The organism is Kitasatospora sp. GP82 (assembly GCF_029892105.1).
Taxonomy (GTDB): domain Bacteria; phylum Actinomycetota; class Actinomycetes; order Streptomycetales; family Streptomycetaceae; genus Kitasatospora.
This window is the reverse complement of record NZ_JARZAJ010000017.1, coordinates 21157-33172: the sequence shown is the minus strand read 5'-3', so window position 1 is coordinate 33172 and position 12016 is coordinate 21157. Positions and strand designations below refer to the sequence as shown.

Sequence of the window (12016 nt, the reverse complement as noted above, 5' to 3'; positions counted from 1 at the left end):
GGGTGTGGCCCTCCCTCGGCGTCCGGCGGCCGGTGGGGCGTTCCCCGCGGCGGGCGTCACGACACCGCGGCACGGCGGACTTCACCTGACCGGACCCGGGGCCGGGTCCCGGATCGCGGGCCGGGTGGTCGAACGTCCTGATCCCGGGCTCGGTACCATGAAGATTCATCCCTTCCCTCTCGCGCGAAGGGAAGACACCGCGCCCCGAGGAGTGTCCTTGCCCGACGAGGCCCAGCCCACGGCCGAGGCCGCAGCCCCTGACAGCCGGCCCACGCCCTCGGGGGCCAGCCCGGTACGTCCGGGACCGCCCGCTGCATCCAGGCTTCCCTCCTCCGGCGGTATGCGCGCCCGTCTGGCCCGCTTCGGCGGCCAGCGCGGCACGGTGCTCAACCCGGTGCTGGAGCCGCTGTTCCGCACCATCAGGGCCAACGACCCCAAGGCCGACCCGGCGCTGCTGCGCGACATCGAGCGCGCGTACGTCGTGGCCGAGAAGTGGCACCGGGGCCAGAAGCGCAAGAGCGGCGACCCGTACATCACCCACCCGCTCGCCGTGGCCACCATCCTGGCCGAGCTGGGCATGGACGCCCCGACCCTGATGGCCGGGCTGCTGCACGACACCGTCGAGGACACCGACTACGGCCTGGAGACGCTGCGCCGCGACTTCGGCGACTCGGTGGCCCTGCTGGTGGACGGTGTCACCAAGCTGGACCGGGTCAAGTTCGGCGAGGCCGCGCAGGCCGAGACGGTGCGCAAGATGGTCGTCGCGATGGCCAAGGACCCTCGCGTCCTGGTGATCAAGCTCGCCGACCGCCTGCACAACATGCGCACCATGCGCTATCTCAAGCGGGAGAAGCAGGAGAAGAAGGCCCGCGAGACGCTCGAGATCTACGCCCCGCTGGCGCACCGGCTGGGTATGAACACCATCAAGTGGGAGCTGGAGGACCTCGCCTTCGCGATCCTCTACCCCAAGATGTACGACGAGATCGTGCGTCTGGTGGCCGAGCGGGCGCCCAAGCGGGACGAGTACCTGGCCACCGTGATCGACCAGGTGCAGGGCGATCTGAAGGGGGCTCGGATCACCGCCCAGGTGACGGGCCGTCCGAAGCACTACTACTCGGTCTACCAGAAGATGATCGTGCGAGGCCGCGACTTCGCCGAGATCTACGACCTGGTCGGCATCCGGGTCCTGGTCGACACCGTCCGCGACTGCTATGCGGCGCTGGGCACCATCCACGCGCGGTGGAACCCGGTGCCGGGGCGGTTCAAGGACTACATCGCGATGCCGAAGTTCAACATGTACCAGTCGCTGCACACCACGGTGATCGGTCCCGGCGGCAAGCCGGTCGAACTCCAGATCCGCACCTTCGACATGCACCGCAGGGCCGAGTACGGCATCGCCGCCCACTGGAAGTACAAGCAGCGCGCGGTGGCCGGTGCCTCCAAGGTCCGTACCGACACGCCGACCCAGGTGCGCAAGGACGACAAGGCCGGGGCCGTCAACGAGATGGCCTGGCTGCGGCAGCTGCTGGACTGGCAGAAGGAGACCGAGGACCCGAGCGAGTTCCTGGAGTCGCTGCGCTTCGACCTCTCCAACAACGAGGTCTTCGTCTTCACCCCCAAGGGTGATGTCATAGCGCTCCCGGCGGGTGCCACCCCGGTGGACTTCGCCTTCGCGGTGCACACCGAGGTCGGGTACCGCTGCATAGGGGCGCGGGTCAACGGCCGGCTGGTGCCGCTGGAGTCCACCCTGGAGAACGGTGACACCGTCGAGGTGTTCACCTCCAAGGCGGAGAACGCCGGTCCTTCCCGGGACTGGCTGAGCTTCGTCAAGTCGCCGCGCGCCCGGAACAAGATCAAGGCGTGGTTCTCCAAGGAGCGCCGCGAGGAGGCGATCGAGCAGGGCAAGGAGGCCATCGCGCGGGCGATGCGCAAGCAGGGCCTGCCGATCCAGCGCATCCTCACCGGGGACTCGCTGGTCACCCTGGCGCACGAGATGCGCTACCCCGACATCTCCTCGCTCTACGCGGCGATCGGCGAAGGCCATGTCGCGGCGCAGAACATCGTCCAGAAGCTGGTGCAGGCGCTCGGCGGCGAGGAGGGCGCGACCGACGACCTCGCCGAGACCGCCACCCCGACCACCCAGGGCCGGGCCGCCCGCCGTCGGGCCAAGGGCGATCCCGGTGTGATCGTCAAGGGCGTCGAGGACGTCTGGGTCAAGCTCTCCCGCTGCTGCACACCGGTGCCGGGCGACCCCATCGTCGGCTTCGTCACCCGTGGCAACGGTGTCTCGGTGCACCGCTCCGACTGCGTCAACGTCGAGGCGCTGACCCAGCAGCCCGAGCGGATGATCGAGGTCGAGTGGGCCGCCACCCAGTCCTCGGTCTTCCTGGTGGCCATCCAGGTCGAGGCGCTGGACCGCTCGCGCCTGCTCTCGGACGTCACCCGGGTGCTCTCCGACCAGCACGTCAACATCCTGTCGGCGGCGGTCCAGACCTCCCGCGACCGGGTGGCGATGAGCCGCTTCACCTTCGAGATGGGCGACCCGAAGCACCTGGGCCACGTCCTGAAGGCCGTCCGCGGCGTCGAGGGCGTGTACGACGTCTACCGGGTCACCTCAGGTCGGAAGTAGCCCGTCCGAGGTGCATGGGGCCTCCCGTAGCGAGAGGCTGTGATGAACGATCGCAGCGACGGGAGGCCCCATGAACCTCAAGCTGACGACTCTGGCCGTACTCGCCTGTGCCGCTCTGACGGCGGGAACCGTGGGGTGCGGCGATCGCACCCCGGCAGCGGTCGGCATCTCCGCCGCCGCTTCGGCGTCACCCACGCCGAACGGCGTCGAGAAGCTGCCGCCGAAGGACATCGTCACAGCCTCGATCAACGCGCTCAAGCAGGGACAGGCGGCCCACGTCAACGGCCGGCTGGACGACGGCACCGTGGTGGTGACCCTCGACCTGTCGATGGACGTCGCGGGCGACTGCACCGGCTCCGTGGGCGTCACCAGTCTGGGTACCTTCCAGCTGATCAAGGTGGGTGACCAACTCTGGATCAAGCCCGACCAGGCCTTCTGGCAGAACCACGGCGGTGCGGCGGCGTCCGCCCTGATCGGAGACAGATACCTGAAGACCACGAGCGCCAACCCGGACTACGGCGTGCTCGGCTCGGTCTGCGACCTGTCGGCCCTCGCCGACTCGCTGAACCCGCAGGGCGTCTCGCTGAGCGGTGGTCCCCAGAGCACGGTGAACGGCACACCGGCGGCCACGGTGCTGGGTGCCAAGGGGCCGGAGAAGGGCACGCTCGCCGTGGCCATGCTGGGCAGCCCCTACCCGCTGCACTTCGACCGGGCCGGCGGCGTCGGCGGCGAAACACTGGACTTCAAGGACTTCACCGTGCCGGTCTCGCCCACGACCCCCCGCCCGGACCAGAGCATCGACGTCGACCAACTCGGCCAGCTCACCAGCCCCGGCGCCTCTCCGACGAGCGTCTGACCCGGCGCGGGGCTGTGGGGGGTTCGCGCAGTTCCTCGCGCCCCTGAAGGGCGGCCCCTGGTGGGTGGCTGCGCGACGGGCCCCCGACCACGTAGGGGTCGAGGGCCCGTTCGTAGGGGCGCAGGGTCAGCCGCTGAACTCCTGGAGGCTCTTCTGGGCCTGGTCCAGCAGGGCCTGGCGGCCCGCCAGCTCGGACTCCAGCTTGGCCACCTTGTTCGCGTTGCCGGCGGCGCGGGCCTTGTCCAGGTCGCCCTGGATCTTGTCCACGGCGGCCTGGAGCAGACCGGTCATACCGGCCGCACGGGCCTTGGCCTCCGGGTTGGAGCGCTTCCACTCGGCGTCCTCGGCCTCGCGGATGGCCCGCTCGACCGCGTTCAGCCGGCCGTCCAGCTTCGGCCGGGCGTCGCGCGGTACATGGCCGATCGCCTCCCAGCGCTCGCTGATGTCGCGCAGCGCGGCCTTGGCGGTCTTGAGGTCGGTGATCGGCAGGATCGCCTCGGCCTCGACCAGCAGGGTCTCCTTCAGCTTCTGGTTCTCGCCCTGCTCGGCGTCCCGCTCGCTGAAGGCGGCGGCGCGGGCCTGGAAGAAGACGTCCTGCGCGCCCCGGAACCGGGCCCACAGCTCTTCCTCGGCGTCCCGCTGCGCGCGCCCGGCGGCCTTCCACTGCGCCATCAGGTCGCGGTAGGCGGCTGCCGTGTCGCCCCACTCGGTGGAGCTGGAGAGCGCCTCGGCCTCGGCGACCAGCTTCTCCTTGGCCGTACGGGCCGACTCACGCTCCGCGTCCAGGGTCGCGAAGTGCGCCTTGCGGTGCTTGGAGAACACCGAGCGGGCGTGCGAGAAGCGGTGCCACAGCTCGTCGTCGCTCTTGCGGTCCAGACGCGGCAGGCCCTTCCAGGTGTCCACCAGCGCGCGCAGCCGGTCGCCGGCCTCCCGCCACTGGGTGGACTCGGCGAGCTGCTCGGCCTCGGCGACCAGCTTCTCCTTGGACGTGCGGGCGTCGTCCTGCGCCTTGGCGCGGGCGGCCTTGCGCTCCGCCTGCCGGGACTCGATCTCGCCGCTCAGCGTTTCGAGACGCTTGGCGAGCGAGGCCAGGTCGCCGACCGCGTGTGCCTCGACCACCTGCTCGCGCAGGTGCTCCAGCGCGGTCTGGGCGTCCTTGGCGGCCAGGTCGGTCTTGCGGACGCGGTGCTCCAGCAGGCCGATCTCGGCCTCCAGGCCCTGGTACTTGCGCTCGAAGTAGGCGAGGGCCTCGTCGGGGGAGCCCGCCTGCCAGGAGCCGACGACGCGTTCGCCCTCGGCCGTCCTGACGTAGACGGTCCCCTGCTCGTCGACACGGCCCCACGGGTCGCTGCTCACAGCGCCTCCTCCACATGACGTCGCGCCCACGGGAGTGTGGTGCGCGTACGTCGTCCACAGTTGATGTGCGGCGGACCGATGGAGTCCGCCGTCCGAGCCGTCGAGTTGTGCGCCGAGGGTGACGGCCGACGGTCAGGGCACCCTATACAACAGCAACATAGGCGACCAGCGCCGGTGCTGTCCGCATCCGGGCCGGGCGATTTCTGCGGCGCTGCGCCCCGGCCGCTTCCAGACAGGCCGGGGCGCAGCGCCGAGTTGGATCAACTCTTGTCGGTGGTAACGGAGTTGAGGACCACGTTGGCGACCGGTGCGCCATCGCCGCCACCGCCCTGGACACCGCCCGCGGCGATGTTGGTCAGGACGTCGAGACCGCCGGTGATCTTGCCGAACGGGGTGTAGCTCGGGGGCAGCTGGGTGTCCCTGTAGACCAGGAAGAACTGGCTGCCGTTGGTGCCGGGGCCCGAGTTGGCCATCGCCACCGTGCCCGCCGGGTAGGTCGCACCGGTCAGGTTCTCGTCCGCGAACTGGTAGCCGGGGCCGCCCGATCCGCCGGGGTTGGTGGCACTGGCCGTCGGGTCGCCGCACTGGAGCACGTAGATGCCGGCGGTGGTGAGGCGGTGGCACTTGACGTGGTCGAAGTACTTCTCGCCGGACAGGAAGGCGAAGGAGTTGACCGTGTGCGGCGCCTTGGCGGCGTCCAGGTCGATGGTGACCTTGCCGCAGCTGGTGTCCAGCGTGGCGGTGTACTTGGCGTTGGTGTCGATCGACATCGCCGGCTCGGTCTTCCACTGCTTGCCGTTCGGCTGGCCGGGGGCCGGGTCGGTGCAGCCCTTGACCGGCTTCGCCGCAGCGGTGGGGGTCATGGGAGCCGTCGGGGTCGGCGCGGCCTGCGCCGTCTGGTCCTTGGACGTGTTCTTGGCGTCGAAGGCGCCGCCCGCCCAGGCACCGCCCGCAGCGATCACCACGACGGCCACGACGGCGGCGCTGACGATGGCGTTTCGGCGCCTGGCCTTCTGCTGGGCTTCGACCCGGCGCTCCATCTGCCGCTCGTACTTCTCGCGGGCGAGCTGCCGCCGCCGCTGTTCGCTGGTGACCACCGGCCGTGTCTCCTGATGTCGTGCTTGATGATGTCGGGCGTTGGACTTCTCGGGAACGTCGATTCGGATCATCGCACCCAATGGCGGCCAAGTGTAAGGACCTCGTCCGTAAGTACGGGATCAACCGTGAAAGTCGGCGGTCACGATTTCCGCGGCTCCTTGGAGCGACCCGCGCCCGCGACCGCCGGTCGGGCTCGGGGCAGACTCACCGCCATCTGGTTCGCAACCGGTGCCGTGCCGCCGGTAGGCTGCGGTAAGACCAGCGGTGACGACTTGAGTCAGGGGCACCGCCACCCGATTGATAGAGGATCTCGCGTGTTCGTCGCCGGATTTCCAGCCGGAGCCTGGGGCACCAACTGCTACCTGGTCGCCCCGGCGGCCGGCGAGGAGTGCGTGATCGTCGATCCCGGCCACGAGGCGGCCCGGGGCGTCGAGGACCTGATCCGCGAGCACCGGCTCAAGCCGGTCGCGGTGCTGCTCACCCACGGGCACATCGACCATGTCGCCTCGGTGGTGCCGGTCTGCGGCGCCCGGAACGTCCCGGCCTGGATCCACCCCGAGGACCGCTACATGCTCGCCGACCCCGAGCGCGCGCTCGGCCGCTCGCTCGGCCAGCAGCTGATGGGCTCGATCACGGTCGGAGAGCCGGACGACGTACGGGAGTTGAAGGACGGCAGCGTCCTGGAACTGGCCGGTCTGAGGCTCACCGTCGACCATGCCCCCGGCCATACCGGGGGGTCGGTGACCTTCAGGACGCCTTCGCAGAACGACATCCCTCCGGTGCTGTTCTCGGGCGACCTGCTCTTCGCCGGCTCCATCGGGCGCACGGACCTCCCGGGTGGTGACGCCGCGGCGATCATGCAGTCGCTGGCCCGGGTCTGCCTGCCCCTCGACGACGCCACCGTGGTCCTCTCCGGCCACGGCTCCCAGACGACCATCGGCCGTGAGCGCGCCACCAACCCCTACCTCAAGCAGGCGGCTGGAGCGGCGGACGCTCCGGCTGCCCCGCGACGAGGAATGTGACGGAAGAGAAGTTGAGCATCTTCACCGCCCCCAAGGGCACCTACGACCTGCTGCCGCCCAGCTCCGCGACCTTCCTGGCGATCCGCGAGCGTCTCTCGGCGCCGCTGCGCCGGGCCGGTTACGGCTACATCGAGACGCCGGTCTTCGAGGACGTCAAGCTCTTCTCGCGCGGTGTCGGCGAGTCCACCGACATCGTCACCAAGGAGATGTTCTCCCTCACCAAGCGCGGCAAGGAGGACCTCGCGCTGCGCCCCGAGGGCACCGCCTCGGTGGTCCGTGCCGCGCTCCAGGCCAACCTGCACAAGCTGGGCAACCTGCCGGTCAAGCTCTGGTACTCCGGCTCCTTCTACCGCTACGAGCGCCCGCAGGCCGGCCGCTACCGCCAGTTCGCCCAGGTCGGCGCGGAGGCGATCGGCGCCGAGGACCCGGCGCTCGACGCCGAGCTGATCATCCTGGCCGACGACGCCTTCCGCTCGCTGGGCCTGAGCAACTACAGCCTGCTGATCAACAGCCTCGGCGACAAGCAGTGCCGTCCGGTCTACCGCGCCGCCCTGCAGGAGTTCCTGACCGGCCTGGAGCTGGACGAGGACACCCGCCGCCGGGCCGAGATCAACCCGCTGCGCGTCCTGGACGACAAGCGCGATTCGGTGCAGGCCCAGCTGACCGACGCGCCGATGCTGCGCGACTACCTCTGCGAGGACTGCAAGGCCTACGACGAGCAGGTCCGCCAGCTGCTCACCGCTGCCGGGGTGGCCTTCGTGGACGACCCCAAGCTGGTCCGCGGGCTCGACTACTACACCCGCACCACCTTCGAGTTCGTGCACAACGGCCTCGGTGCGCAGTCCGCGATCGGCGGCGGCGGCCGCTACGACGGGCTGTCCGAGATGCTCGGAGGCCCCGCGCTGCCGTCCGTCGGCTGGGGCCTCGGGGTGGACCGCACCTACCTCGCCATGGAGGCCGAGGGCGTCGTCCTCGACCTGCCCGCCAGTACCTCGGTCTACGCCGTGGCGCTCGGCGAGGAGGCCAAGAACGTGCTCTTCGCCAAGGTGATCGAGCTGCGCCGGGCCGGCGTCGCCACCGACCTCGCCTTCGGCGTCAAGGGCATCAAGAACGCGATGAAGTCCGCCGACCGCTCCGGGGCCCGCTTCGCCCTGGTTGCCGGGGACCGAGACCTCGCCGAAGGCGTCGTCCAGCTGAAGGACATGACCACCGGCGAGCAGACCCCCGTCGCCCTCGAAGCACTCGTATCCACCCTGAAGGAGAAGCAGCTGTGATCCGCACGCACGACGCGGGCACGCTCCGCGCGGAGCACGCCGGAACGACCATCACCCTGGCCGGTTGGGTCGCCCGCCGCCGTGACCACGGCGGTGTCGCGTTCATCGACCTGCGCGACGCCTCCGGCACCGTGCAGATCGTGGTCCGCGACCTCGACTCGGTGCACGGCCTGCGCGCCGAGTACTGCGTCAAGGTCGTCGGCGAGGTCCGGGTCCGTCCCGAGGGCAACGAGAACCCGGAGATCCCGACCGGCGCCGTCGAGGTCGTCGTGAGCGAGATCGAGGTGCTCTCCGAGGCCGCCCCGCTGCCGTTCCCGGTCGCCGAGTACGAGCCCGGCACGGTCAACGAGGAGGTGCGGCTGCGCTACCGCTACCTCGACCTGCGCCGTGAGGGCCCGGCCAAGGGCCTGCGCCTGCGCTCCAAGGTCAACAACGTCATCCGCCGGGTGATGGAGGAGAACGACTTCCTCGACATCGAGACGCCGTACCTCACCCGCTCCACCCCCGAGGGCGCCCGCGACTTCCTCGTCCCGGTCCGCCTCCAGCCCGGCCACTGGTACGCGCTGCCGCAGTCGCCCCAGCTGTTCAAGCAGCTGCTGATGGTGGCCGGCATGGAGCGCTACTACCAGATCGCCCGCTGCTTCCGCGACGAGGACTTCCGCGCCGACCGGCAGCCGGAGTTCACCCAGCTGGACATCGAGGCGTCCTTCGTGGACCAGGAGGACATCCTGGCCCTCGGTGAGAAGATCATCGGTGCCATCTGGCGCGAGGTGCACGGCTACGAGATCCCGAACCCGCTGCCCCGGATGACCTACGCGGACGCCATGTCCCGCTACGGCTCCGACAAGCCGGACGTCCGCTTCGGGCAGGAACTCGCCGACCTCACCGAGTACTTCAAGGGCACCGAGTTCCGCGTCTTCCAGGCCCCGTACGTCGGTGCGGTCGTCATGCCCGGCGGCGCCTCGCAGCCGCGCAAGCAGCTGGACGCCTGGCAGGACTGGGCCAAGGCGCGCGGCGCCAGGGGCCTGGCGTACGTCCTGGTGGACGCCGAGACCGGCGAGCTGCGCGGCCCGGTCGCCAAGAACCTCTCCGAGGAGCACCTGGCCGGCCTCGCCGCCGCTGCCGGTGCCAAGCCGGGCGACGCGGTCTTCTTCGCCGCCGGCAAGAAGGCGGCCTCGCAGGAGCTGCTCGGTGCGGCCCGTCTGGAGATCGGCCGCCGCTGCAACCTGATCGACGAGTCGAAGTGGGCCTTCCTCTGGGTGGTCGACTTCCCGATGTTCGAGCCGATCGAGGACGACAAGGGCCAGTTCCAAGGCTGGCACGCGGTGCACCACCCCTTCACCGCGCCGACCGCCGAGTCGCTCGCCACCTTCGACACCGACCCGGGCGGGGCGCTCTCCAACGCCTACGACCTGGTCCTCAACGGCTCGGAGCTGGGCGGCGGTTCGATCCGTATCCACCAGCGGGACGTGCAGAAGCGGGCCTTCGACGCGATCGGGCTCTCCGAGGAGGAGGCCACCTCGCAGTTCGGCTTCCTGCTGGACGCCTTCAACTACGGCCCGCCGCCGCACGGTGGCGTCGCCTTCGGCCTGGACCGGATCGTCACCCTGCTCGGCGGGTACGACACCATCCGGGACGTGATCGCCTTCCCGAAGACCTCCACCGGTGGCGACCCGCTGACCGGCGCCCCGACCCCGATCACCCCGGCGCAGCGCCGGGAGGCCGGTGTCGACGCGCAGCCCCGGACTGCGGGAGAGGCCAAGGTCCGTGAAGAGGCCAAGTCCGAGACCTCGGACGAGGGCTGAGCTCTCCAGAGCGGACCGACGAAGAATAAGTAGCATCACCTTCACGGCCCCGGCCCGGTGTGACGACACCGGGCCGGGGCCGGTCCACAACGGTGTGCGACTCGCGAAGGACCAACCATGACCGTACGTACCAGAGTTGAGCAGCCCTCGGACGCCCGGGCGACCAGACTTGTGCACATGGCCGCCTTCCCGGGCCCGGACGAGGCCGACCTGGTGGACGCGCTGCGCCGTGACCCGTCCTGGGTGGACGAGTTCTCCGTGGTCGCCGTCGCCCCCGTGGACCAGCGCGAACTCGTCGTCGCCCACGCCCTGTTGACGCGCCTTCGGATCGGCCAGGGCCAGGGCCTGGCGCTCGCCCCGGTGGCCGTCGCGCCGGAGTGGCAGCGCAAGGGTGTCGGCAGGCTGGTGGTGCGGGCCGCCCTGGACGCGGCGGACGCGGCGGGGGAGCGGCTGGTGGTGGTACTCGGCGACCCGGACTACTACGGCCGCTTCGGCTTCACCCCCGCGTCCCGGCACGAGGTCACCGGGCCCTTCCCGGTGCGCGACGAGTACTTCCAGGCACTGCCGCTCAGCGCCTACGACGGCAAGCCGCGCGGCCTGTGCCGTTACCCGGCGCCGTTCGACGGCGTCTGAAGCAGCTCATGGGCGCACGGGGAACTGCGGCTTCCAGGTGGGCGCGGAACCGTGGTTTCAAGGGGTGCGGGGAACCGTGCTTCTAAGGGGCGCGGCGAACCGCGCGAACGACCCTGCACCTCCGTAGAGTGCCGGCCGCGCACGCAGTTGATCAAACAGATCCCTGCGCCCCTGGGGGCTGCATGGCTGAGCGCGTGGCCAGCCGCGCAGCGCCGTAGAGGGCCTCAGCCGATCTGGACGGTCTCCTGGCAGCTGCGGATGAACGCCGCCATCGCGGGTGTCACCGGCTGGTCGCGGAGCCAGTACAGGCCGACCTGGCTGGGGCTCAGTCCGCGGACCGGGCGGTACGCCACGTCGGGTCGCGAGGCCAGACGCCGCATCGACTCGGGGGCGAATCCGATGCCCTGCCCGCAGGCCACCGCCGCCAGCCACTCGTCCGCGTTGTGCGCCACCGCGGCGATCCGCGCCGGACGGCCGCCGCGTTCCTGGGCGCCGAGCCAGTAGTCCCGCCAGGCGCCCGACTCCTGCGGGATCGCGACGAAGGGCTCGTCCAGCAGATCGGCGAAGTCCAGGACCTCGTGGGCGGTCAGCGGATGTTCCACCGACAGGGCCGCCCAGCGCTCCTCCGTGCCCAGCTTGGCAGTTGCGAACTCCTCGGCGGTCGAGGACGGGGCATGCCACAGCGCCAGGTCGATGTCCCCGGTGGCCAGCCCAGAGGTGGGGTCGAACCAGTTGTTCTGGCGCATCCGCACCTGCCAGCCCGGCATCCGGCGGCTGAACTCCGCCATGGTGCGCAGGCCCACCAGGTTGATGGTGCTGCCCTCGAAGCCCACCCGCAGCGTGCCGCCCGCCTTGTCCGCCGTCTGCCGGGTGGCCCGCAGTGCGTTCTCCCAGCCCGCCAGCAGTGCCGCCGCGTGTGCGGCGAGCGCGCACCCGGCGGCAGTGGGGGTCACGCCGTCCCGGGAGCGCCGGAAGAGCTGTACGCCGAGCTGGCTCTCCAGTCGTCGGATCTGCTTGGTCAGGGTCGGCTGGGAGATGAACAACCGGGCTGCTGCGGCGGTGAGCTGACCCTCTTCGCAGACCGTCGTGAAGTAGCGCAGCAGCCGGGTGTCGATATCCATGCCCCAAGGCTATGGAAAGGGCTATTGGACCTGGGCGGCGGGGCAGGGCACAGTTGATCATCCGCTGGGCGGGTCGGTACCGGCAGTGCAGGGGGCTGCCGGTCCCACGACCCGCCTGCGGCCCGAGTTCGGCCCGAGGACCGGGCATCCGCACGACCTGCGGGTGCGGTGAAACGCCCGTAGCGTGATTGCTCATCGGCAATCCGGCGAGCGGAGGGCACA

9 protein-coding genes are annotated in these 12016 nt (G+C 70.5%); 6 read left to right on the top strand and 3 right to left on the bottom strand.

Going from position 1 to position 12016, the window contains the following annotated elements:
* The first annotated feature begins 157 nt into the window (after positions 1-157).
* Both P3T39_RS19400 and P3T39_RS19395 read left to right on the top strand, forming a co-directional pair.
* The gene (locus P3T39_RS19400) at positions 158-2629 is read left to right on the top strand and encodes a bifunctional (p)ppGpp synthetase/guanosine-3',5'-bis(diphosphate) 3'-pyrophosphohydrolase (protein ID WP_348534360.1); all 2472 of its coding nucleotides are present in this window, start codon (positions 158-160) and stop codon (positions 2627-2629) included.
* A gap of 70 nt (positions 2630-2699) precedes the next feature.
* Positions 2700-3485 carry a hypothetical protein gene (locus tag P3T39_RS19395; protein WP_280699411.1) on the top strand — a complete coding sequence of 262 codons (786 nt, stop codon included), beginning with the start codon at positions 2700-2702 and terminating at the stop codon, positions 3483-3485.
* A gap of 126 nt (positions 3486-3611) precedes the next feature.
* Here the strand turns inward: P3T39_RS19395 and P3T39_RS19390 are convergent, their stop codons facing one another.
* The gene (locus P3T39_RS19390; RefSeq protein WP_280699409.1) at positions 3612-4841 is read right to left on the bottom strand and encodes a DUF349 domain-containing protein; all 1230 of its coding nucleotides are present in this window, start codon (positions 4839-4841) and stop codon (positions 3612-3614) included.
* 260 nt (positions 4842-5101) lie between these two features.
* Complete coding sequence (locus tag P3T39_RS19385; RefSeq protein ID WP_280699407.1) at positions 5102-5938, bottom strand: peptidylprolyl isomerase; 837 nt, start codon at positions 5936-5938, stop codon at positions 5102-5104.
* A 315-nt stretch (positions 5939-6253) separates the two neighbouring features.
* Here P3T39_RS19385 and P3T39_RS19380 point away from each other — a divergent pair, with 315 nt between their 5' ends.
* From P3T39_RS19380 to P3T39_RS19365, 4 genes are all read left to right on the top strand, one after another.
* On the top strand, positions 6254-6961 hold the full coding sequence (locus P3T39_RS19380; RefSeq protein ID WP_280699405.1) for an MBL fold metallo-hydrolase: 708 nt from the start codon (positions 6254-6256) through the stop codon (positions 6959-6961).
* An 11-nt stretch (positions 6962-6972) separates the two neighbouring features.
* Positions 6973-8235, top strand: coding sequence for a histidine--tRNA ligase (hisS, locus tag P3T39_RS19375; protein ID WP_280699403.1), 1263 nt, complete (start codon positions 6973-6975; stop codon positions 8233-8235).
* Positions 8232-10040 carry an aspartate--tRNA ligase gene (gene aspS / locus P3T39_RS19370; protein ID WP_280699401.1) on the top strand — a complete coding sequence of 603 codons (1809 nt, stop codon included), beginning with the start codon at positions 8232-8234 and terminating at the stop codon, positions 10038-10040. Before hisS ends, aspS begins: the two co-directional genes overlap by 4 nt.
* A gap of 117 nt (positions 10041-10157) precedes the next feature.
* Positions 10158-10673 (top strand): N-acetyltransferase, encoded by a 516-nt coding sequence (locus tag P3T39_RS19365; protein ID WP_280699399.1) that lies wholly within the window; start codon positions 10158-10160, stop codon positions 10671-10673.
* A 224-nt stretch (positions 10674-10897) separates the two neighbouring features.
* Here the strand turns inward: P3T39_RS19365 and P3T39_RS19360 are convergent, their stop codons facing one another.
* Entirely contained in the window at positions 10898-11794 is an 897-nt protein-coding gene (locus P3T39_RS19360; RefSeq protein ID WP_280699397.1) for a LysR family transcriptional regulator, read from the bottom strand.
* Positions 11795-12016: the final 222 nt, after the last annotated feature.